The sequence below is a fragment of the Halorubrum sp. SD41 genome (genome assembly GCF_058630335.1).
In genome coordinates this window covers 14,813-37,424 of record NZ_JBZVGZ010000022.1, presented here as the reverse complement: position 1 = coordinate 37,424, position 22,612 = coordinate 14,813, and the positions used below count along the sequence as shown (strand labels likewise).

Genomic DNA, 22,612 nt, shown 5'->3' with positions numbered 1-22,612 from the left:
CACGAGTTGTCGGCTTCATCCCCGAGGTCAAGCCTCGGGGTATTCGCCTTGTCCACTGATAAATAGACCGCGGAACGCGGCCGTGTTCGGGCCTGTTCCGCCTACTCGCCGCCCCACTGCTCGACGCGCTTCGGGCGGTCGGACACCGCCATCACGTCGAGGTCGTCGCCCGCGTGGTCGAGCGCTTCGAGCGCCGCCTTCGCCGAGGCGTGCGTCGAGAAGTAGGTGATCTCCTCCTCGACCGCGACCTCCAGCAGGTCGCGCTGGCGCGAGACGATGAGGTCGAGCTCGCCGCGCCTCGCGGCCTCGATCAGGTCCGTCGCCTCGCTCAGCTCGAAGTGCTCCGCGTACCCCGCGACGAGCGCCTCGCCCGCCTCGGTGCCCGGGTCCGGGAACTCCTCCGCAGAGAGGTCGACGACGGCGGTGCCGGACTCCGGGATCGGCTTGCCGGTCGAGTCCTGCGCCTTGTCGTACGCCTTGCCGAAGGAGGTCGCGGTGCCCATCACCTCGCCCGTGGACTTCATCTCCGGGCCGAGCCGCGGGTCGGAGCCCGGCAGGCGGTCGAACGGGAGGACGACCTCCTTCACGGAGCGGTGTTCGGGGATCTGCTCGTCGACGTCGAGGTCGGCGAGCGTCAGGTCGTCGGTCATCACCTTCGCCGCGAGCTTGGCGATGGGGACGCCGGTCGCCTTCGAGACGAACGGGACGGTGCGCGAGGAGCGCGGGTTCGCCTCCAACACGTACACCTCGCTTTCGGCGTCGGGGTCGCCGACGCCCGTCACCGCGAGCTGGACGTTGAGCAGGCCGACCGTGTCGAGCGCGCGGGCGATGTCCTCGGTGACCTCGCGGACCCGACCGAGCGTCTCCTCGCCGAGCGAGCGCGGCGGGATCATGCACGCGGAGTCGCCCGAGTGGACGCCCGCGCTCTCGACGTGTTCCATCACGCCGCCGAGGAGGACGTCCTCCCCGTCCGCGACGGCGTCGACGTCCAGTTCGACCGCGTCGTCGAGGAACTGGTCGACGAGGATGGGCTTGTCGGGAGAGACGCGCACCGCCTCCTCGATGTACTCCTCCAGCTCGGCGTCGTCCTCGACCACGCGCATCGCGCGGCCGCCGAGCACGTAGGAGGGGCGCACGAGGACGGGGTAGCCGATCCCGTGGGCGAGCTCCAGCGCCTCCGCCTCGCTCGTCGCGGTGCCGCCCTCGGGCTGGGCGACGCCCAGCTCGTCCATCAGGACGTTGAACCGGTCGCGGTCCTCCGCGAGGTCCATCGCCTCGACGCTCGTGCCCAGGATCTCGCAGTCGAGCCCGCGGCGGTCGATCTCCGCCTTGAGGGGCTCGCCCACGTTGACGGAGGTCTGCCCGCCGAACTGGACCATCACGCCGTCGGCGCCGGTCGTCTCGATCACGTCGGCGACCTCCTCGGCGGAGATGGGTTCGAAGAACAGCCCGTCGGAGGTGTCGTAGTCCGTCGACACCGTCTCGGGGTTGTTGTTGATCACGTGCGCGTCGATTCCGAGCTCGCGGAGCGCGCGCACCGCGTGGACCGCGCAGTAGTCGAACTCGACGCCCTGCCCGATGCGGATCGGGCCGCCGCCGACGACCACGACGCTCTCCACGTCCGGGTCGACGCGGACCTCGTCCGCCGCGCCCGCGGTGTCGGCGCCCTGAAGGAACTCCGGCAGGCGCGCGGAGTAGTAGTACGGCGTCGAGGCCTCGAACTCGCCCGCGCAGGTGTCGACCTGCTTGTAGGTGCGGTCCGGGACCTCGCTCTCGACCCGCCCCACGTCGGCGTCGACGCCGCCCGCGGTCGCGGTCGCCGCGATCTCGGCGTCGGTGCGGCCGACCATCGCGGCCTCGGTGAAGTCGCCCTCGGCGGCCGCCGCGGTGCCGTCGGCGATCTTCTCGAAGCGCTCGACGTACCAGCGGTGGATGCCGGTGAGGTCGATCACGTCGTCGACGGCGTAGCCGCGGTCGAACGCCTCGAACATCGCGTACGGGCGGTCCGGGCTCGGGCGTTCGAGGTACTCCGACTCCAGTTCGTCGTCGTCCACCTCGTCGAAGTCGACCGCGGGGTCGTACTCCGAGGAGCGCAGCGCCTTCACCATGCTCTCCTCGAACGTCCGGCCGATCGACATCGCCTCGCCGGTGGACTTCATCGCCGTGCCGAGCTCGAAGTCCACGTCGTCGAACTTGTCGATTGGCCAGCGCGGCACCTTCGTCACCACGTAGTCGATGGCGGGCTCGAAGGCCGCCGTCGTCTCGCCGGTGATCTCGTTGTCGATCTCGTGGAGGCGCTTGCCGAGGGCGACCTTCGCCGTGACGCGGGCGATCGGGTAGCCGGTCGCCTTCGACGCCAGCGCGGAGGAACGGGAGACGCGCGGGTTCACCTCGACGACGCGGTACTCGCCGCCGGGGGTGCCGTCGTCGTGCCACGCGAACTGGATGTTGCAACCGCCCTGAATGCCCAGGTCCCGAATTACTTCGAGCGCCGCGTCGCGCATCTCCTGGTGGCCGTCGTCGGGGATCACCTGCGAGGGGGTGACGACCGTCGACTCGCCGGTGTGGATCCCCATCGGGTCGATGTTCTCCATGTTACAGATGATGATACAGGAGTCGTCCGCGTCCCGCATCACCTCGTACTCTAACTCGACCCAGCCGGAGATGGACTCCGTCACCAGCACCTCGCTGTTCCGCGAGAGGCGGAGCCCCTTGCGGACGCGCTCGACGAGCTCCTCGAACTCGTCGACGACGCCGGAGCCGGAGCCGCCGAGGGTGTACGTCGTCCGGGCGATGACCGGGAGGCCGCCGACCGCGTCGACCGCGTCCTGAACGCGCTCGCGGAAGTACTCCTCGTCGAAGTCGGTGACCGACTCGTCGTCGTCCAGCGAGATGGTGGTCGACTTCGGCACCGGCTGGCCGAGGTCCTCCATGCGCCGGCGGAAGAGGTCGCGGTCCTCCGTCGCGTAGATGGTGTCGAGCGGCGTCCCCATCACCTCGACGTCGTGCTCCTCTAAGATCCCCTCCTCGGCGAGCTCGGCGGTGACGTTGAGGCCGGTCTGGCCGCCGAGCCCCGCGATGACGCCGTCGGGCTCCTCGATGCGGATGACCTCCGCGATGGCCTCCGGCGTGATCGGCTCGATGTACACCCGGTCGGCCGTCTCGGGGTCGGTCATGATCGTCGCGGGGTTCGAGTTCACCAAGACGACGCGGGCGCCCTCCTCTTGGAGGGCGCGACACGCCTGCGCGCCGGAGTAGTCGAACTCGGCCGCCTGTCCGATCTGGATCGGTCCGCTGCCGATAAGGAGAATCGTCCGGTCCTCGCTCATTACGCGGACGGAATACGCTCATCGTAATAAGGTCGGCGGTAGAGTACGAATCTCGCAGCGAGTTTGCGATTTTCGCAAGTGATCGAGTGTCACGGTGGTTGTTACAGGACACCACGGTAGTCCGTGTGGTATCGCTCGTCGACTGCGTTACACACCACGGAGACCGGCTAAGGGAGGTTCGCGCATGCGTCGACGACGCCTTGACCGGGATCGTAGGTCTCTCGGGAGGCGACCGTCGTCAGGTTTCGAGCCGGTACCGGTACGGTTGCCCCGCGATGACCTCGACCTCGCCGCGCTCGGCGCGGCGCCCCAGCACGGTGGCGACCCGGTGCGGGCTGTCGATCTCCTCGCACTCGTCGCACTCCTCGACCAAGGCGAGGATCTCCCGCGCCGTCAGCGGCTCGTCGGCCTCGGCGAGCACGCCGCGGATCCGGTCGTACCGGTCGTATTCGCCGGCGCTCATACGTCTTACGTAGGGTCTCCGAACATATAGGGTTCAGTGAGACAGGAGTCGGACGGTTGTCAGACACGAGCCGTGAGACGCGTGTTTTCCCGGGTTTGAGAGGTTCGAGAGAAAGCGATCGGATAGGGGCCCGCTCCCGTCGTCACGCGTAGGGGTCTTCGGCTTCGAGGTCGCGCTCCGCGCGGTACTGCTCGACGAACTCGCTCACGTCGAACTCGACCATCTCCTCTTCGAACGCCGACAGCGCCTCGTCGTCGTCGGCGTGGCTCACGGCGTGTTCCATCAGCTCGACGACGAGCTCGACGACGACCTCGTGGAGGCGGCGGGAGTCGAACTGTGCTACCCACACCATCGCGTACCCCACGTCGGCGTTCTCGCTGGCGTCGTGGGAAACGACCGCCTCCGGGAACTCCTCTAAGACGACGCCGAGCAGGTGCGGCGTGTCGAACTCCGGCATCTCCTCGCTCGTCGTGTCGATCGCCTCGCGGAGGACCTCGACGAGGAAGTCTGGGAGGAACCGCTCGGGGGGATGGACGTCCATCACGACCGCGTGGGTCTCGCCGCAGGCGCACTCGTACTCCCGCATCCCGAGGTCCAGTTCGCCGACGCCGATCGTCTCCCCGCAGGGTAGCTCCAGCGCGTTCTCGTCGCCGCCGGGGACGCGGGGCTGAGACATGGCCCCGCTTGGTCGCTGTCGAGGTTAAAAGGAGCGGAACGGCTCGCTCGGCGGCGGGCGGGCCGGGGGCCTCGCCGCCCGCTACTCGAAGTCCTCGTAGCCGGACTCGTCCTCCTCGGATTCGTCGCCGGCCCCGTGCTCGTCGTCCGGTCCCCCGTGCGTCTCCACCTCGGCCTCGACCTCGATCTCGATCCCGTTCGCCTCGTAGGTCGCCTCGATCAGTTCGGCGTCGTCGCGTTCGATCTCCAGTTCGTCCCGGTCGACCTCCACCTCGACCTCCACGTCGACGGTCACGTCGTCGGACATACCGGTCGCTCCTTCGCGGTGAGAACGCAAAAACGGTCGGCCGAGCCAGGACGGATCGGTCCGCGGCCCGGAGACTCAGCCGCTCACTGGAACCCGATCCGACCGCCCGTGTCGCGGAGCGACTCGCCGCCGCCGCCCTTGAACTGCTCTCTCACGTCCTCGTAGTACGCGAGGATGTCCTCGTTGATGGTCGGCCGCACCGACTCCATCGCGCGCCGGAAGTGCCGCATCTCGACCTCCTCGGCGTCGTCGTCGTCGCGCAGCGCCTCGATGGCGGCCTCGCGGGCGATCCCCTCCAGGTCGGAGCCGACGTAGCCGTCGGTGATCTCGGCGACCTCGCGCAGGCTCACGTCGGGCGCGAGCGGCGTGTCCCGGGTGTGGATGTCGAGGATCTGCTCGCGGCCCTCCTGGTCGGGCTGACCGATCATCACGAGGCGGTCGAACCGGCCGGAGCGGAGCAGCGCCGGGTCGATCATGTCGGGGCGGTTGGTCGCGCCGATGACCATCACGTCGCCCATGTCCTCGAGGCCGTCGAGCTCCGTCAGGAGCTGGTTGACGACGCGCTCGGAGACGTTGTTCCCCATCTCCTGCCCGCGCGAGGGCGCGAGGCTGTCGAGCTCGTCGAAGAAGATGATCGTCGGGCTCACCTGCCGGGCCTTCCGGAACGTCTGCCGGATCGCCTTCTCCGACTCGCCGACCCACTTCGAGAGCAGCTGCGGCCCCCGCACCGAGATGAAGTTCGCGTTCGTCTCGTTGGCGACCGCCTTCGCCATCAGCGTCTTCCCGGTGCCGGGCGGGCCGTACAGCAGCACGCCCTTCGGCGCGTCGACGCCCATGCGGTCGAACTTCTCCGGCGACGTGAGCGGCCACTCCACCGACTCCTGAACCTGCTGTTTGGCGTCCTCGAGCCCGCCGACGTTGTCCCACGAGATTTTGGGGAGCTCGACGAGCACCTCGCGCATCGCCGAGGGCTCCACCTCGTTCAGCGCGCCCGAGAAGTCGTCGCGCTTGACGATCATCCGGTCGATGAGGCTCGGGGGCACTTCCTCCTCGTCGAGATCGATCTCCGGGAGGTAGCGACGGAGCGCCTTCATCGCGGCCTCCTTGGTGAGGCTCTCGATGTCGGCGCCGACGAAGCCGTGTGTCTCGTCGGCGAGGTGGTCTAAGCTAACGTCGTCCGAGAGCGGCATCCCGCGGGTGTGGATCTGGAGGATCTCCTTGCGGCCCACCTCGTCGGGGACGCCGATCTCGATCTCGCGGTCGAACCGGCCGGGGCGGCGGAGCGCGGGGTCGACGCTGTCGACGCGGTTCGTCGCGCCGATGACGATCACCTGCCCCCGGGTCTCTAACCCGTCCATCATCGTCAACAGCTGGGCGACGACGCGGCGCTCGACCTCGCCGGTGACGTCCTCGCGCTTGGGCGCGATCGAGTCCAGCTCGTCGATGAAGATGATCGACGGCGACTCCTCCTTCGCGTCCTCGAAGATCTCGCGGAGCTGCTGTTCGGACTCGCCGTAGTACTTCGAGATGATCTCGGGGCCGGCGATCGAGAAGAACGACGCCGACGTCTCGTTGGCGACGGCCTTCGCGAGCAGCGTCTTCCCGGTGCCGGGCGGGCCGTGGAGGAGGACGCCCTGCGGCGGCTCGATGCCGAGCTTCGAGAAGATCTGCGGGTGTTTCATCGGCAGCTCGACCATCTCGCGGACGCGCTGGATCTCCGACTGGAGCCCGCCGATGTCCTCGTAGGTGATTCCGCCACCGGTCTTCTCGAACCCGGAGATCGGCTCCTCGCGCAGCTCGACCTCGGTGTCCTCGGTGATGAGACAGACGCCGTCCGGCTCCGTCTCGACCGCGATCAGCGGGATCGCCTGCCCGGGCGACCGCATGAACGGGTGGTTCGTCGACGACATCACGGGGACGATGTCGCGCTCGACGACCGGCCGCTTGAGGATCTGGCGTTTCACCATGCCGGCGGCGTCGGAGCCGAACTGGACCGACGCCTCCTCGGGCGGGGCCAGCACGAGCTTGTCGGCCTTCTCGGCCTCTGCCTTCCGGATCGTGACGCGCTCGCCGATGCCGACGTCCGCGTTCTGTCGGGTGAAGCCGTCGACGCGGACGGTGTCGGTGTTCCAGTCCTGGCGGTCCGCGCGCCAGACCTTCGCCGCGGTGGTCTCCGCGCCCTCGATCTCGATGATGTCGCCGGGCGAGAGCTTCAGATGCAGCAGGGTATCGGGGTCGAGTCGGGCGATGCCGCGCCCCGAGTCGTTCGGGTACGCCTTCGCCACTTCGAGTTGGACTTCGTTCATGATTCCTCGCGGGGGATGGTCGTATCTGGACCCGGTCCGGGAATAAGCCTGTTGCCCGTCTCCGGGCCGTCGATTCCGTCCGAGCCGCCGACGGCCGCGACAGACTGTGTCATCATATAGCACGGTACGGAGTCCGCTCTTAAAACCCCGTCGTAAGCGTGCGTTTTCGCCGTGGAGTCGCGGGCGGTCGCGAGGGACGTTTTTTGCCCGCTCGCGGCGACGTTCGGGCGTGTTCGATTCTCTCTCGGATCCGATGCGGTCGCTCCTCTCTCGGCTCGCCTTTCTCGTCGCCGGCGCCCTCGTCGGCACCGCGCTGTACGCCCTCGACATCGGCGGTTTCCTCGCCGTCGCGCTCGCGGCCGTCGCGTTCATCGTCGTCGGCGAGCTGTATCTGTTCGCGACCGACGGGGAGCATTTATAAATGGCAACGACGACTTGCGGTGGCGCGAGCCAGCCCGCGAGGGACGCGGTGAGCGCTCGGAGAGCGCGAACCGCGAGGCTGGGGAGGCGTGAGGTGCTGTGCGGAGCGGTGCGGGGCGGGACTCAGGGCTGGGGCTTTGGAGGTGTTCGCGGTCGATACATCGACAGCCGTTTATAATGAGCGGCCGGGACTTTGCCGGTGTTCTCCGCAGCGTCACCGCCCATTTATAAATAGAAGACGGCAACCACACGGCATTTATAAACGACGGTTCAGTCGAGTCCACGACGCCGATCCGGGAGTATTTGTCCGGCAGTCGCCTCGGACGCACCATGCGAACGCTCGTCTTCGACGGTCGGACCGGCGCCGCCGGCGACATGGTCTGCGCCGCGCTGATCGCGGCCGGCGCCGACCCCGAGTCCCTCTCCCCGGTGAGCGACGCGCTCCCGATCCGGTACGAGGTCGACGAGACGGAGAAGAACGGGATCCGCGCGACGACCGTCGACGTCCTCGTCGACGACGGCGAGGGTGCGGTCGAGACTGATGCGGACCACGACCACGGTCACGATCACGACCACGATCACGACCACGGCCACGACCACGGTCACGACCACGACCACGGTCACGACCACGACCACGGTCACGACCACGACCACGGCCACGATCACGACCACGGCCACGAATCGGATGCCTCCGATGCCGCCGAACCGGCCGAGGGCGCGGGCGTTCACCGCTCCTACCGCGAGGTGGTCGATCTCGTCGCGTCGATGGGCCTCCCCGACGGAGTCGAGTCGACCGCGCTCGACGCCTTCGAACTGCTCGGCCGCGCCGAGGCGTCGGTCCACGGCACCGACCTCGACGACACCCACTTCCACGAGGTGGGCGCGGACGACGCGATCGCCGACGTGGTCGGCGCCGCGCTGCTGCTCGCCGACCTCGATCCCGACCGCGTTCTCACCACGCCGGTCGCCGCCGGCGGCGGCACGGTCGAGATGAGCCACGGGACGTACCCGGTCCCCGCCCCGGCGACGACCGAGATCGCGACCCGCGCCGACTTCCGGATCGTTGGCGGCCCGATCGACCGCGAACTGCTCACCCCCACGGGCGCCGCGATCCTCGCGGCGATCGCCGACGGCGTCGACGCGGTCCCGGACCTCGCCGTCGATCGCGCGGGCTACGGCGCCGGCGACGCCGACTTCGATCGCCACCCGAACGTCCTCCGCGCGCTCGTCGGCGACGGGGGACGCGACGCGCACGCGGACCGCGCTCACGCGGACGCCTCCGACGGCGCGCCTCACGCGGACGCCTCCGACGGCGCGCTCGCTCACGACGACATCGCCGTCCTGGAGACGAACCTCGACGACGCCGCCCCCGAGGTCCTCGGCGGGCTTCAGGAGACGCTCAAACGCGCCGGTGCGCGAGACGTGACGATCGTCCCGACGACGATGAAGAAGTCCCGCCCCGGCCACCTCGTGAAGGCCATCTGTAAGCCCGAGGACGCCGAGGCGGTCGCGGAGCGGCTCGCCCGCGAGACGGGGACGCTCGGGGTGCGCCAGTCGGGCGCGACCCACCGGTGGATCGCCGAGCGCGAGTTCGAGACGGCGACGCTCCGGGTCGACGGGGCGGCCCACGAGGTGGCCGTGAAGGTCGCGTCGACGACCGACGGGGAGGCCTACGACGTCAGCGGGGAGTACGACGACGCGGCCGCGGTCGCCGAGGCGACCGGCCTCCCGATCCGGGAGGTGCTGCGGCGCGCCGAGGCCGAGGTGCGGGAGCGGCTCGACGGCGACTAGGTTGGAACACCGCGGTCCCGGACCCCGTCAGTCGGGCGGGTCGACCCGCTCGACGCGCTCCGGGTCGACGCCGAAGCCGTCGGCGAGCCGCTCGCGGACGCGGTCGACGACGAACTCCTCGGCCGCGTCGACACCGGCGGCGTCGAACTCGGCCCGCGAGACCGCCTCCTCGTCGACCGCGAGGGTCGCGACCGCCTCGACCGTGGTGTCGTTGAGGCCGGGCCGGAGGCCGGCTATCTCCAGCTCCTCGACGCTGAGGCCGTCGATTCGCTCGATCTGTGCCCTGGCGCCGGCGGCGAGGTCGCCGGCGGCCGCCTGCGAGACGCGGACGGTCACCGTGGCCTCGACCGACGGCGTGTGGATGGCTGCCGCCATACGCCCTCGCCGCGAGTCGAACGCGGCGCGGACCGTCGCGGTCCCCGGATCACGGCCGGGGGCGAGCGGTCCGCGTCCTCGAACGCGCCGCCGGCGCAGTCACCGACTGGGGTCACCAGCGGGGCCACCGACGGCGACGCTCGCGAGGGATACGGCCGCCCGGCTCGACGCGCATGACGGACAGCGGCGGCTGGAGAGAACGGGAAATGGTCCGTCCCGCGGGGAACTCTCCCCAGCCGACGCGCGTCACGCGGTCGGGCGGACGGACCGTGGGTTCGGAGCCGAATACCCGATCCCGATCCACCCGAGGAACGCGACGCTCGCGGACCGAGCGAGCGTCGAGGTGGTGGAACGGGTCATGGTCGGTCTCCGCGGCGCGGGGCGCGCCGTTACCAGCCTCCTGTATCGGTTTCGTATTAAAATTATGTTAGTTATGCGACCGCATGCCATGGCAGATTCGGCCCGGAAGCCGCCGAGAACCCGCCGGAGCGGCCGCGGGCGAGCCGTTCCGTCGACGCCGAGACGACAGGCCTATGCCGGCCGCCCGACCAGTTGCGCGTAAGCAGTCACCGCCATGATCGAGCGCATTCACACGTCGGACGTCGAACCGGACGCGGACGAGGTCGCCATCGCCGGCCACGTCCACGAGATCCGCGACCTCGGTGGACTGGTCTTCCTCATCGTGCGCGACCGCGAGGGACTCATCCAGATCGTCTTCAAGGAGGAGCGCGAGCCGGAGCTGTTCGAGGCCGTCCAGGACGTCGGCGCCGAGGACGTGGTCCGCGTCGTCGGCGAGCCGCTGGAGAGCGACCAGGCGCCCGGCGGCGTCGAGATCGCCCCGACCGAGTACGAGGTCATCGACGAGGCCGACTCCCCGCTCCCCCTCGAAATCTCGAAGGACATCGAGGTCGACCTCTCGACCCGGCTCGACAACCGCGCGCTCGACCTCCGGAAGCCGGAGACGCTCGCGGTGTTCACGCTCCGCTCCGAGCTGATCACCGCGATGGAGGAGTGGTTCGAAGACGAGGGGTACGTCGACATCAAGACGCCGCTGATCTCGAAGGGCGGCGCCGAGGGCGGCGCCGAGCTGTTCCCGATCCTCTACTACAACCAGGACGCGTTCCTCTCGCAGAGCCCCCAGCTGTACAAGCAGATGCTGATGGCCTCGGGCTACGAGGCCGTCTACGAGACCGGCACCGCGTTCCGCGCCGAGGACTTCGCGACCTCCCGGCACGTCTCCGAGATCGCGATGTTCGACGTGGAGCTGGCGTACATCGACGACCACGACGACGTGATGGACGTCCAAGAGGAGTCGCTGCGCTACGCGCTCAGCGAGGTCGCGGAGAACGCCGAGCGCGAGCTCGACCTGCTCGACGTCGACCTCGACGTGCCCGAGGACGACTTCCCGCGGATCACCTTCGACGAGGCGCTCGACATCTTGGAGACCGAGTTCGGGCACTTCCCGGACGACCCGACCGACCTCGACACGAAAGGGGAGAAGCTGCTCGGCGAGCACTTCGAGGAGCAGGGTCACCCCGCGTTCTTCGTCGTCGGCTACCCCGACGAGAAGTTCTACTACATGCAGGACGTGGAAGGCGACGAGATCGCCTCCCGGAAGTTCGACCTGATTTATAAAGGACAGGAGCTCTCCTCGGGCGGCCAGCGCGAACACGACGTCGAGCGCATGGTCGAAGTGATGGAGGAGGAGGGCGTCGAGACCGCGAACTTCGAGTTCTACATCGAGGCGCTGAGCTACGGCACGCCCCCGCACGGCGGCTACGGGCTCGGCATCGACCGCCTCGTCCAGAAGGTCGCCGGCCTCAGCAACATCAAGGAGGCGATCATGTTCCCGCGCGACCCGAACCGGCTGGAGCCGTAGCGGGACCGCTCCGACCCGCCGAGCGGGCGAGGTCCACCCCGTCGCGCGAGCGACGATCGGTCGGCTTGCCGCGCCGCCTTTTATATACTATCCGCCGGATCGACGGAATCCGACTTTTGAGCCCTCTCTCGGCGGTTAAAGCGAGTTAAATTGGGCGTAATTCGGCTGAACGGCTTGCGCCATTAAAGAGTGTAGGACCCCGATGGGGAGTTGCTATGAACGCACTCCGAACGACGCTGCTCGTGGCGCTGGCCACGGTGGTACTGATCGGGACCGGCGCGGCCGCCGGCGCCGTCGCGGCGACGCCCGGCCCGGACAACGCCTCGGGCGACGCGGGCCCGCCGAGCGACCTCCCGGACCAGGTGCCGGACTTCGTCAGCGGGGTCCTCGATAGCGTGAACGAGTTCCTCGACGGCGGCGTCGAGGACCTCGGCGAGACTGTGAGCGATATCGCCGGGAACGGCGGCAGCGAGAGCAACGCGGACGACGGAACCGACGCCGACGAGGAGGGGGCCTAACGTGACGGACCGCACGTCCGACCGCGTCGCGCTCGACCGCCGGACGTACCTTCGGGCGACCGGCGCCGCCGCGCTCGGCGCGGCCGGACTCGCCGGCTGCGTCGGCCGCGCGACGGGGACGCTCGCGACGCAGGTGACCGACCAGCCCGCCGACATCGGCGACTTCGAGTCGCTCGTCGTCACCGTCGAGGGGTTCTGGCTCGGGCCGGAGGGCGCCGAGACCGACGCCGAGGACGCCGACGGCAACGAGACCGACACGGACGGCGGGGGCGACGACGCCGACACCGACGACGGGTCCGCGGACGGCAACGAGACGGACGCGGGCGAGGATACCGACGACGAAGAGGACGCCGCCGAGGGTCGCGAGTACTTCGAGTTCGACGAGCCGCAGGAGGCCGACCTCGTCGAGCTCCAGAACGGCGAGACGCAGCTGATCGACGAGCGCGAGCTCCGGACGGGGGAGTACCCGTACCTCCAGCTCGACGTGTCGTCGGCGGACGGGACCCTCACCGACGGGAGCGACGCGACCGTGGACCTCCCGGGTAACGCGCCGCTGAAGTTCAACGAGGCGTTCGAGATCCGCGAGAACACCCGGACGACGTTCACCGCGGACTTCGCCCCGGTGCTGCGCGGGAACGGCCGCTACCTCCTCCGACCGGTTCCGAGCGGCATCGAGGTCGAGTACGAGGAGTCGGCGGACTCGGAAGCCGACGGATCGAGCGGCGACAACGAGACCGACGGCTCGTAGCGACGCCGCATCCCCCCGGTCCCCCGTTGGAGTCGCGGTCGCGTCCGGCCGCTCGCGCGGAGCGAGCGCGGCCCGCACCGCGGCTTCGGGGTCAGGGCTGGGTCGGTTCCCGGGATTCGGGGACCGGGGGAATGCGCGCGTCGCTGCGGTCGGTTCCCGAATCGAGGCACACGTTCGCCGTCAGAGGCACACGTTCGCCGTCAGAGGCACACGTTCGCCGTCAGAGGCACACGTTCGCCGTCAGAGGCACACGACCCGCAGATCGCCCGCGCGACGACGCGCACGGGCGGTCTTCGCTTTCTCCGATCGTTCGCCGTTTCGCGCCTTTCGTACCCTACCGAGTTACGGCGCCGTCGCGTCCGACCGCACGAACGTCCGGTACAGCGGTCCGGCGAGCACGAGGGCGCCGACCGCGGCCGTGCCGAGAACCACGGTCGGGTCGACGAGCGACCCGCCGCTCGCCGCGAGGCGGTCGAGCGAGACGCCGACAGCGACCCCGGAGAGGACCCACGGCAGTTCGCCGAGCGCGGTGCCGGCCAGGAACGATCGCATCCCGACGCCGGCGGCCGCGGCACCGACCGTCACCGCGTCGGAGGGGAGCGGCAGCAGTCGGGTCCCGGCCACGGCGCGCACGCTCCCGGACTCCGCCGCGAAGCGCTCGCCGGCCCGACAGAACCGGGCGGCGACGCCCGGTTCCGCACCCGGCTCCGGCCCGTCGTCGAGCCGGAGCCGACCCACCCGAGCGAGCGCGTACGGCGGGAGGGCGGTGCCGACGACGAGCGCGAGCGCGAGCGGCGTCCCGACCCAGCCGTACCCGAACCCGACGGCGACGGCGAGGAGGGTCGTCGGCCACGCGAGCAGGGGCCGCACGGCGGCGAGCGCGACGACGGCGACCCCGAACCTGAGCGGATCGGTCGCGAGCCAGCGGAGCCGCGAGAGCGCCGCCTCGGGAGAGACCGCGAGCGCGAGCGCCGCCAGGGCGGCGACGACCGCGCCCGCGACCGCGTACCGCCCGAGCGTCGACCGGCGATTCACGCTGCCGAGTCCGCGGGCGCCCGATAAACGCTTTGTGGGTGCGCCCTTTGTGGGGGCGCCCTTTGCGTGTGCGCCCTTGGCGGATTCGTTCGGGCGGGAGCCGAAGCCGTGCCCGTCCGGCTCACGACAGCTTCCCGAGCGCCTCGAAGAAGTCCGAGGGCGGGCCCGCGACCCGTATCGGCGGCGCCGTGCGCTCGACGGTCACCTCGACCGGCCCGTCGAGCGTCGCGGTGTCGCGGCCGTCGCTAACGACCGTCGCGCCCGCTTCGTCCGCGACCGCGACGGTCACCGTCGCGTCCGCGTCCACCACGAGCGGGGGCATTCCCTCGTCGGCGACCATCTCGTTGACGATCAGGCCATCCACCTCCGGGTGGACGAGGGGCCCGCGCTCGGAGAGGTTGTACGCGGTCGACCCGGTCGGCGTGGCCACGAGGACCCCGTCGGCGTGGCCGCCGGCGTACCGCGACCCGTCGACGCGGACCTCGTAGTCGATCCCCCCGCCCGGCCCGCGTCGCTCGCCTTGGACCACCACCTCGTTCGCGGCCGGCGTCGACGTCCAGCCGCCGGCGCTAGCCGTGAGCCGCGGGGCCTCGCGGACGTCCAGCCCGCCGCCGCGGAACGCCCGGATCTCGGCGCGGAGCGCGGTCTCGGCGTCCGCCGGCGGGACGGCGTTGAGAAAGCCCACCTCGCCGAGGTTCACCCCGACGATCGGGGTGTCGCCCGCGTTGCGCGCGACGAACAGGAAGGTCCCGTCGCCGCCGACCGCGACGACGAGGTCGCAGTCGCCGAACGCGTCGACCGGCCGGGCCTCGTCGCCGGCGTCGAGCGCGGCGGCGGTCTCCTCGTCCAGCCAGACGCTCTCGCCCGCGTCGACGACGACGTCTCGGAGGGTCGCCGCGAGCGACGCCGCCCGCTCGCTCCCCTTTCGCGCCACGATGCCCACTTCCATGCGGAATCCATCCCGATCCCCGGATAAAAGCGTGCGGACATCGGGCGGCGCCGCGCGAGTTCTCGGAATCTGATACCTCGCCGGAAAGTTTCAAGCCGCTCGGCCGCGTTGCTCGGCTCATGTCGACCCCCCATGGGCGGCGGAAACGATGAGCGAGGAGGACGACTGGTTCGAACGCGCGCTGCGCGAGACCGACGAGGAGTCCGACGAGCCGCCGGTGGGCGGTGCGGAGGAGGGTTCAAACGGTGCGGATGACGGTTCCGGCAGTGCGGGAGACGACGCGGACGACGCGGACGACGCGGGAGCCGGTGCGGACGACCCGGAGGGGGAAACGGAGACCGTGACCGGCGACGCCGAGTTCGCCGATCCGTTCGGCGGTGCCGGCGACGAGACGGACGCCGAGGTGGGCGACGAAGACCCCTTCGGCGGCGCCGTCGGGGAGGGCGACGAGCCCGACGGCGGTGAGTTCGGCGGCGATGACGCGGGGAGCGGCGACGACGCCGGGAGCGGCGGCGTTCCGGCGGATGCGTTCGGCGACGTCGACGCCGGCGCTGGGTTCGACTCCTTCGGCGCGGACGACCCCTTCGGCGGCGGTGGCGGGGGGGACGCCGACGCCGCCCCCGGAGATGGCGCCGGCACGGACTCCGGCGGCGATGGCGGGGGGGCGGACCCGTTCGGCACGGACGACCCCTTCGGCGGGAGTCGGGGGGATGGCGGGTCCGGCGGCCGGTCGAGTGGCGGCGGAGCGCCGGGCGGTGACGGCGACCCGTTCGGCGGCTACCGCGGGAGCGCGGGCGGGGGCGACGAGGACTTCGGGTTCGGTGAGTTCGGCGGCGACGCGGACGCCGGCGGGACGACCGACTTCGACGTCGACCCCGACGAGTTCGAGTCGGGGATCGAGCGGACCGACGTCGGGATCGAGGGGCTCGACGACATGATCCTCGGCGGTGTTCCCAGCCGGTCGCTTTTGTCGGTCATCGGCGGGGCCGGCACCGGGAAGACGACGTTCGCGCTCCAGTTTCTCAACCACGCGCTCGAATCGGGCGAGAAGGGGATCTACATCACGCTCGAACAGACCCGCGAGTCGATCCTCGACACCGCGACCGAGAAGGGGTGGTCGTTCCGCGAGCACGCGGCGGAGGACCGCCTCGCCGTCGTCGCCATCGACCCCATCGAGATGGCCAACTCGCTGTCGTCGATCCGCAACGATCTCGTCCGGCTCATCGCCGAGTTCGACGCCGACCGGCTGGTGCTCGACTCGGTCTCCCTGCTTGAGATGATGTACGACCACCCCGCGAAGCGGCGCTCGGAGGTGTTCGGGTTCACGCGCTCGCTGAAGGAGTCCGGCGTCACGACGCTGCTCACCTCCGAGGCGAGCGAGGAGAACCCGTACGCCTCTCGGCACGGCATCGTCGAGTACCTCACCGACGCCGTGTTCGTCCTCCAGTACGTCCGCGGGTCGGACTTCCGCGAGACGCGCCTCGCCGTCGAGATCCAGAAGATCCGCGACGCGAACCACTCCCGTGAGACGAAGCCGTACGACATCACCGACACCGGAATCTCGGTGTACGATCAGGCGAACATCTTCTGAGCGCGTCCGTCGGGATCGAGGTCGGATTCGCGACGGCGACCCGAGCCCCGGTCCGAGGCGATCCGCTTCGGGTCGACGGATCGCTTTTCAGGCGTCGAGTCCAACCCTGACGCATGTCACAGGACACGCTCTCCGAATGTCCGTTCTGTGATTTCGAACCGGACGTCCCGCACGACGACGTCAAGAACGCCCCCGAGCAGGCCACGCACCGCGTCCACCAGCACGTCGAGGAGGAACACCCGGACCGGACAGACGAGCTCGACAGCTACACCGGTCCGGGGTAGCAGCTGTCCGTCAGGCGAATTCACGCACCTGCGGCTCGCGGATTGTTCGCCGCAGGAATGCACCGTCCGGGAATTGAACCCGGGCTATTAGCTTGGGAAGCTAATGTCCTACCACTGGACCAACGGTGCTCGAACTGACGTACCCGACCGTCCCACTTCAACGTAGCGTTTCGCCGGGCTCAGCCTCACGCCGGAACGCGTGCCGCGAGCCACACGATTAAGCGGCCGCCGACGAAGGCACGCTCATGACCGACGACGCAGCAGACGCGACGCGAACGGACGCGGTCGACCGGGTGCGAGAGCGCGCGGCCGACCTCGCGCCCGCGCTCGGCGCGACGTGGACCGACGACGAGCCGTGGCGCTTTCTCACCGACCTCACGGCGATCGGGAGCCGCATGGCCGGGGGCGAGGGCGAGCGCCGCGCCGCCGGCCTCGTCGCCGACGCCTTCGAGCGCGCCGGGCTCGCGGACGTTCACACGGAGCCCTTCGAGCTCCCGGCCTGGGAGCGCGGGTCGGCGTCGCTCGACGTGACCGTCTCGAGGCGGGACGGGGAGCCGGCGACGCGCTCGTTCGAGGCGCTGGCGCTCCCGTACTCGCCGTCTGGGAGCGTCGCGGGCGAACTCGTCGACGTCGGCTACGGCACCCCGGCGGAGGTCGACGAGCGCGACGTCGAGGGGCGGATCGCGGTCGCCTCGACGACAACCCCCGAGGGCGGGCGGTTCGTCCACCGCATGGAGAAGTTCGGCTACGCGGTCGACTCCGGCGCGGTCGGCTTCGTGTTCGTCAACCACCTCGACGGCCAGCTGCCCCCCACCGGGTCGCTCACGTTCGGCGAGGAGGCCGAGGCGGTCGCGGTCGGCGTCTCGAAGGAGACCGGGGCGTGGCTCCGCGAGTACGCGGTCGGCGGGACCGTCGGCGGCGCCGAGCGCGGCTCCGTCGGCGGCGCGGTCGACACGGCGAGCCAGGGGACGCCGGCCGAATCGGAGTCCGTCGCGCGGGCGGAGCTCTCCGTCGAAGCGTCGACGACGCCTGGCGAGAGCCGCAACGTGATCGGGCGCGCCGGCCCCGACACCGACGAGCGGGTCCTGCTGCTCGCCCACTACGACGCCCACGACATCGCGGAGGGCGCGCTCGACAACGGCTGCGGGATCGCGACGGTCGCGACCGCGGCCGGGATCCTCGCCGAGGCGGACCTCCCGATCGGCGTCGACGTCGTCGCGGTCGGCGCCGAGGAGGTCGGACTCCTCGGCGCGGAACACCTCGCGGACCGCCTCGACCTCGACCGCGTGAAGGGCGTGATCAACGTCGACGGCGCGGGGCGGTTCCGCGATCTGGTCGCGATGGCCCACGCCTCCACAGCGGCCGCGTCGGTCGCGGAGGCGGTGTCGACCGCGACGCGCCAGCCGATCGAGGTCGACGCGCAGCCGCACCCGTTCTCCGACCAGTGGCCGTTCGTTCGCCGTGGCGTGCCGGCGCTCCAACTCCACAGCGATTCGGGTGACCGCGGACGGGGGTGGGGCCACACCCACGCGGACACCCGCGACAAGGTGGACGACCGGAACGTCCGCGAACACGCGATGCTGATCGCGCTGCTCGTCGCCGAGTTCGCGGCGCCCGAGCGGGACCTGCCCCGACTGGACCGCGACGAACTCGCGGCCGCGTTCCGCGAGGCCGACTTCGAGACGGGGATGCGCGCGGCCGACCTCTGGCCGGCCGACTGGGACTGAGCGGGGCGGCCGCGACCCGGGCGGACCGCCGAGTCACTCCACGTCCGCGTCCGGGGTCGGCGGCGGGAGCCGCTTGTGCGCCGTCGCGCGGTGGCGTCCGAGCAGGTCCGTGACGAGCTCGCGGTCGACGTCGAAGTCGTCGGGCCCCCCGATCCGCTCGACGACCGCCGCCGGGTCGAGCCCGCGGTCGACGCCGAGGTGGAGGACGGGATCGACGACCTCGTAGGGCGCGCCGAGGTCGTCCGCGTCTCGCTGGCCCGGCAGGAACCCCGCGGTCGGCGGCTTCTCGACGACGAACTCCGGCACGTCGAGCTCGGTCGCGAGCGTCCGGACGTCGGTCTTGTAGAGGTGACCCAGCGGGAACAGGTCGGCCGCGCCGTCGCCGTGTTTCGTCAGGTAGCCTAAGAGGAGTTCGCTCCGGTTCGCGGTGCCGCAGACGAGGCGGTTCGTCGCGTTGGCGGCGAGGTAGGCGACCGTCATCCGGAGGCGCGCGACGGCGTTGCCGGAGCGGACCGGCTCGTCGTGGAGGTCGAAGCGGTCGGGGGCGACGGCGCCGAACTGCGCGAACAGCGGCTGGAGGTGGACCGTGTCGTGGTCGATACCCAACGCCTCCGCGAGCGCCTCGGCGTCGCGGGCGTGCGGCGCGCCGATTTTGTTACACGGGAGGATCAGCCCGTACACGCGGTCGGCGCCGAGCGCCTCGACCGCGAGCGCGGCCGTCACCGTCGAGTCGAGCCCGCCGCTCATGTTCACCACCACGCCGTCGGCGCCCGCGGCGTCGACACGGTCGGCGACGAACGACCGGACCCGGTCGCGTTCGACCGCGAGGTCCCGGTCCGGGAGCAGCGAGGCGGTGAGTCCGGACCGGGAAGCGCCACGGTCTCCGTCCGACGCGGCAGCTCCCGCCGAGCGCTCGGCGGCCCCGTCCGAGTCGAACGCCGACTCGCGGTCAGCCATCTCCTCCTCCGGCGCGGGCCGTCCGCCCCGTTCCCCGGTGCGGGCGTCCGTCGACGGCTCGTGAGGGGGCGCGGGTGCGTCTCTGCGGTCGTTCGCGAGCGTCGCGTTGGATCGTCATCAGTCGGTCGCCGCTTCCGCTTGCGCTGGTAAATACTTGCGGTGTGGATCGTATAAGGAATTGGTATAGTTATGCCCGAGTGATGCGTAGTTACTCGTGAAGAACAGCGGACGTATAATTGTAATCGGAATAATTAGAGATAGACGAATATCGACACTGCTGTGTGAGGAAATACATTGTGTACCGAAATAAAACGCCTAATTTGAGTACGTTTAGAAAGAAATTGGCCGAATAACAATCGTTCTAAGCATATAATGTGGTTATACGCGAACATTTATTAGTTAGATTTGGTTCGCTTCGTCCATGTCACGGATTCAGCTGAGTTCGAGTCAGGAACGCGTGCTCACCGCGCTCGTGAACCTCTCCGAGGGCCGGGAGGCGCCGGTACAGGGCCGCGAGATCGCCGACGCGATCGATCGCAACGCGGGGACGGTGCGGAACCGCATGGGGAGCCTCAACACCCTCGGTCTCGTCGAGGGCGTCGCCGGGCCGGACGGCGGCTACATTCCGACCGACGAGGCGTACGACACGCTCGGCATCGAGCGCCTGGAGGACGCCGCGACGACGCCGGTCGAGCGCGAGGGCGACCCCGTCGAGGACGTCACCGTCGCGGAGATCGATCTCTCGAGCGTCGCGAACCCTGAGCTGTGCCGCGCCGAGCTCGTGATCCGCGGCCCGGTCGGCCCCTTCGACGCGGGCGATCACGTGACCGTCGGGCCGACGCCGGCCACCGGACTGCGGCTTTCGGGCGTCGTCGACGCGACCAACGTCGACGGCAACAGCCTCCTGGTCCGCGTCGACGGCATGGAGACGCCGACGGGGGGGTCGGCCGCCTGAGCGGGGGCCTGAGCCGCGGCCGTCCGGACGCCCGGTTCACTCCCCGTCGATCGCGGAACACAGCCGGTCGCGGACCGCGCCGGTGGCGGCCGCGGCGTGGCGCGCGTCCCGGTGTCGCTCGCCGAAGGCGACGCGCGCGCTCTCCGCGGCCTCGCGGTCGACCGCGAACGACGCGTCGGGGTAGGCCACGTCCCACAACACGAGCGGCTCCGGAGGAGCTGGACCGACGCCGCGCCGTCCCGAGACGGGCTCGGCGGCGAGCAGCCGGTCGATCCACGCGAGGTCGGCCGTTCCGCGGCCGACCGCGCGAACGGCGGCGACGACCCGCCGGACGAGCGCGCGCGGGAACCCGTCCGCCGAGAGCTCGACGACGAGCGCGTCGCCCTCGCGGGTCGCCCGCGCGTCGAGGTCGCGGACCGTCCCCGTCTCGTCGGTCGTCAGGTTGTGGAAGTCGCGTTCGCCGTCGAACCGCGCGAGCGCCGCCCGGAACCGGTCGTCGTCGATCGCGTGTTCGGGATCTCGTCGGGCGGACGCGGCGGGCCCGTCCGCGCCGGCCGCGTCGGCCGCGGGCGCGTAGAGGTGGTACCGATAGGTGCGGCGAACCGCGTCGTGCGTCGCGTGGAACCCGTCCTCGACGTCGGCGGCGGCCCACACGCGGACCGACCCGGGCAGATGACCGTTGAACGCGCGCGGCGTGAGCCACGTCGGCGCCTCGAAGGCGACGGTCTGGGCGACCGCGGAGACGCCGGCGTCGGTCCGGCCCGCCGCGGCGTAGCCGGGCGGCGTGGCGTGGGTCGAGCCGTCACCGCGCTCGACAAGGCCGTGCTCCGCCAGCGCTTCGAGGAGCTCGTCCGCGACCGTGCGGGCGTGCGGCTGGCGCTGGAAGCCGGCGTACTCCCGGCCGTCGTACGCGACCCGGAAGGCGCGGGTGACCGTCTCGCTCCCGCCCGGCGCGGCCGTCACTGCGCGTCGGACGCGTCGCCGCCGTCCGTCGAGTCGCCCGCGTCCGCGTCGCTATCGGCCGGATACGCCTCTTCTCCGGCCTCGTCGGGATCGGCCATCGGAACGGTCACCACCGGCACCGACGCGACGCGGACGACCTTTTCCGTGACGCTACCGAGGAGCAGCCGGCGGATCCCCCGTCGGGTGTGGCTCGGCATGACGACGATGTCGGCGCCGTCGTCGATCGCGTTCTCGATGACGTCTAGGGGCTCGCCGCGGACGACGCTCCCGACCGCCTCGACGCCTCTCGCCTCCAGTTCGGCGGTCACCGCCTCGACGCGCTCCTCGGCCGCCTCCGCGAGCCGGTCGGAGAAGACGCCGGTGCGCGGGCCCGCGAGCGTGTCGACGGCGGTGTCGGCGGCCGAGAGGACGTGGACCGTCGCGTCGTACCGCTCGGCGAGGCTGGCGGCGTGCGGGATCGCGTCGTTCGCCTCGCCGCCGGGCGCGACGGGCAGGAGAATGTCGTCGTACATACGTGATACTGCTCTCGCCCGGCAGAAAACGATACCGGCCGTCGAGGCGGTCGGACCTCGGTCCGTTGCGGTCCGAACGCGGCGACGGACAGAACGGGGGTCGGACCTGTGTCGACGCGTCCGCGACGTTCGTTTATAAGGGAGATGTTCGCGGTCCGCGAGCTTCCCGCACGGATGGGCAGGGTTTTCCGACGCGCGTCCCTCCTCGCGGACATGGCACGAGAGGTTTCCGACCCCGACAACCCGCAGGTGACGCTTCAGACCAACCACGGCGACATCGTCGTCGAGCTGTTCGCCGACCGCGCGCCGAAGACGGTCGAGAACTTCCTCGGCTTAGCCCGCCACGACCCCGCGGCCGACGCGGAGCCCGCGCCGGAGACGAACACGTGGGAGGACCCGAAAAGCGGCGAAGTGCGCGGCGACTCGCTGTACGAGGGGATCGTCTTCCACCGCGTCATCGACGACTTCATGATCCAGGGCGGCGACCCGATGGAGAACGGTCGCGGCGGCCCCGGCTACCAGTTCGACGACGAGTTCCACGACGACCTCACCCACGACGGGCCCGGAATCCTCTCGATGGCGAACTCCGGCCCGAACACGAACGGCTCGCAGTTCTTCATCACCCTCGACGCGACCCCGCACCTCGACGGCAAACACGCCGTCTTCGGACAGGTCATCGACGGGATGGACGTCGTCGAGGAGATCGGCGGGGTGCCGACCGGGCGCAACGACGATCCCCGAGAGGCCGTCGAGATCGAGAAAGTCGATATCGACGAGTAACGGCGTCGACTCCGACCTGCGTCAGATTTCGGCCGCGCTCCGCCAGCG

21 protein-coding genes and 1 tRNA gene are annotated in these 22,612 nt (G+C 70.4%); 10 read left to right on the top strand and 12 right to left on the bottom strand.

All coding sequences use genetic code 11. The annotated features are described in order from the left end of the window. Positions 1–101: 101 nt before the first annotated feature. From carB to AC4NMM_RS11480, 5 genes are all read right to left on the bottom strand, one after another. Entirely contained in the window at positions 102–3,329 is a 3,228-nt protein-coding gene (gene carB, locus AC4NMM_RS11500; RefSeq protein WP_491924310.1) for a carbamoyl-phosphate synthase large subunit, read from the bottom strand. 238 nt (positions 3,330–3,567) lie between these two features. Further along, a complete protein-coding gene (locus tag AC4NMM_RS11495; RefSeq protein WP_096395997.1) occupies positions 3,568–3,792 on the bottom strand; it encodes a hypothetical protein in 225 nt (74 codons plus the stop codon). 142 nt (positions 3,793–3,934) lie between these two features. Further along, on the bottom strand, positions 3,935–4,468 hold the full coding sequence (locus AC4NMM_RS11490) for a DUF5815 family protein (RefSeq protein ID WP_096395999.1): 534 nt from the start codon (positions 4,466–4,468) through the stop codon (positions 3,935–3,937). An 81-nt stretch (positions 4,469–4,549) separates the two neighbouring features. After that, positions 4,550–4,774 carry a hypothetical protein gene (locus AC4NMM_RS11485; RefSeq protein WP_096396001.1) on the bottom strand — a complete coding sequence of 75 codons (225 nt, stop codon included), beginning with the start codon at positions 4,772–4,774 and terminating at the stop codon, positions 4,550–4,552. Positions 4,775–4,857: 83 nt separating this feature from the next. Then, the gene (locus tag AC4NMM_RS11480; protein WP_096396003.1) at positions 4,858–7,080 is read right to left on the bottom strand and encodes a CDC48 family AAA ATPase; all 2,223 of its coding nucleotides are present in this window, start codon (positions 7,078–7,080) and stop codon (positions 4,858–4,860) included. A 229-nt stretch (positions 7,081–7,309) separates the two neighbouring features. Between AC4NMM_RS11480 and AC4NMM_RS11475 the strand changes: the two genes are divergently transcribed. Beyond that, entirely contained in the window at positions 7,310–7,501 is a 192-nt protein-coding gene (locus AC4NMM_RS11475) for a hypothetical protein (RefSeq protein WP_096396005.1), read from the top strand. A gap of 329 nt (positions 7,502–7,830) precedes the next feature. Beyond that, positions 7,831–9,291 (top strand): nickel pincer cofactor biosynthesis protein LarC, encoded by a 1,461-nt coding sequence (gene larC / locus AC4NMM_RS11470; protein WP_491924309.1) that lies wholly within the window; start codon positions 7,831–7,833, stop codon positions 9,289–9,291. A 27-nt stretch (positions 9,292–9,318) separates the two neighbouring features. On the opposite strand, the gene AC4NMM_RS11465 is transcribed toward larC, so the two are convergent. Then, the gene (locus AC4NMM_RS11465) at positions 9,319–9,666 is read right to left on the bottom strand and encodes a hypothetical protein (protein WP_096396009.1); all 348 of its coding nucleotides are present in this window, start codon (positions 9,664–9,666) and stop codon (positions 9,319–9,321) included. A gap of 574 nt (positions 9,667–10,240) precedes the next feature. On the opposite strand from AC4NMM_RS11465, the gene aspS reads away from it, so the two are divergent. The 3 genes from aspS (at position 10,241) to AC4NMM_RS11450 (ending at position 12,811) form a co-directional block, all read left to right on the top strand. After that, positions 10,241–11,545 (top strand): aspartate--tRNA(Asn) ligase, encoded by a 1,305-nt coding sequence (aspS, locus tag AC4NMM_RS11460; RefSeq protein ID WP_096396011.1) that lies wholly within the window; start codon positions 10,241–10,243, stop codon positions 11,543–11,545. Between the two features lie 215 nt (positions 11,546–11,760). Next, positions 11,761–12,063, top strand: coding sequence for a hypothetical protein (locus AC4NMM_RS11455; RefSeq protein ID WP_491924308.1), 303 nt, complete (start codon positions 11,761–11,763; stop codon positions 12,061–12,063). A gap of 1 nt (position 12,064) precedes the next feature. Continuing rightward, entirely contained in the window at positions 12,065–12,811 is a 747-nt protein-coding gene (locus AC4NMM_RS11450) for a DUF4382 domain-containing protein (RefSeq protein WP_096396015.1), read from the top strand. 342 nt (positions 12,812–13,153) lie between these two features. Here AC4NMM_RS11450 and AC4NMM_RS11445 read toward each other — a convergent pair whose 3' ends face one another. Further along, positions 13,154–13,846: a VTT domain-containing protein gene (locus AC4NMM_RS11445; protein WP_491924307.1), complete on the bottom strand. Its 693-nt coding sequence runs from the start codon at positions 13,844–13,846 to the stop codon at positions 13,154–13,156. A 121-nt stretch (positions 13,847–13,967) separates the two neighbouring features. Beyond that, a complete protein-coding gene (locus tag AC4NMM_RS11440; protein ID WP_491924306.1) occupies positions 13,968–14,795 on the bottom strand; it encodes an NAD(+)/NADH kinase in 828 nt (275 codons plus the stop codon). 148 nt (positions 14,796–14,943) lie between these two features. On the opposite strand from AC4NMM_RS11440, the gene AC4NMM_RS11435 reads away from it, so the two are divergent. Both AC4NMM_RS11435 and AC4NMM_RS11430 read left to right on the top strand, forming a co-directional pair. Continuing rightward, positions 14,944–16,386, top strand: a complete 1,443-nt coding sequence (locus AC4NMM_RS11435) for a KaiC domain-containing protein (protein ID WP_491924305.1) — start codon at positions 14,944–14,946, stop codon at positions 16,384–16,386. A 113-nt stretch (positions 16,387–16,499) separates the two neighbouring features. Then, positions 16,500–16,670, top strand: a complete 171-nt coding sequence (locus tag AC4NMM_RS11430) for a hypothetical protein (protein ID WP_157746005.1) — start codon at positions 16,500–16,502, stop codon at positions 16,668–16,670. 58 nt (positions 16,671–16,728) lie between these two features. Here AC4NMM_RS11430 and AC4NMM_RS11425 read toward each other — a convergent pair. Continuing rightward, positions 16,729–16,799 (bottom strand) — tRNA-Gly (locus AC4NMM_RS11425). 116 nt (positions 16,800–16,915) lie between these two features. On the opposite strand from AC4NMM_RS11425, the gene AC4NMM_RS11420 reads away from it, so the two are divergent. Further along, entirely contained in the window at positions 16,916–18,397 is a 1,482-nt protein-coding gene (locus AC4NMM_RS11420; RefSeq protein ID WP_096396023.1) for a M28 family metallopeptidase, read from the top strand. 33 nt (positions 18,398–18,430) lie between these two features. Here the strand turns inward: AC4NMM_RS11420 and nadE are convergent, their stop codons facing one another. Continuing rightward, the gene (nadE, locus tag AC4NMM_RS11415) at positions 18,431–19,354 is read right to left on the bottom strand and encodes an NAD(+) synthase (RefSeq protein ID WP_096396025.1); all 924 of its coding nucleotides are present in this window, start codon (positions 19,352–19,354) and stop codon (positions 18,431–18,433) included. A 421-nt stretch (positions 19,355–19,775) separates the two neighbouring features. Between nadE and AC4NMM_RS11410 the strand changes: the two genes are divergently transcribed. Beyond that, positions 19,776–20,309, top strand: a complete 534-nt coding sequence (locus AC4NMM_RS11410; protein WP_096396027.1) for an HTH domain-containing protein — start codon at positions 19,776–19,778, stop codon at positions 20,307–20,309. 36 nt (positions 20,310–20,345) lie between these two features. Here AC4NMM_RS11410 and truA read toward each other — a convergent pair whose 3' ends face one another. After that, on the bottom strand, positions 20,346–21,272 hold the full coding sequence (gene truA, locus AC4NMM_RS11405) for a tRNA pseudouridine(38-40) synthase TruA (protein ID WP_096396029.1): 927 nt from the start codon (positions 21,270–21,272) through the stop codon (positions 20,346–20,348). Continuing rightward, entirely contained in the window at positions 21,269–21,784 is a 516-nt protein-coding gene (locus AC4NMM_RS11400; protein WP_096396031.1) for a universal stress protein, read from the bottom strand. The genes truA and AC4NMM_RS11400 overlap by 4 nt, the downstream gene beginning before the upstream one ends. 213 nt (positions 21,785–21,997) lie before the next feature. Between AC4NMM_RS11400 and AC4NMM_RS11395 the strand changes: the two genes are divergently transcribed. Next, positions 21,998–22,564 carry a peptidylprolyl isomerase gene (locus AC4NMM_RS11395; protein ID WP_096396033.1) on the top strand — a complete coding sequence of 189 codons (567 nt, stop codon included), beginning with the start codon at positions 21,998–22,000 and terminating at the stop codon, positions 22,562–22,564. Positions 22,565–22,612 lie beyond the last annotated feature (48 nt).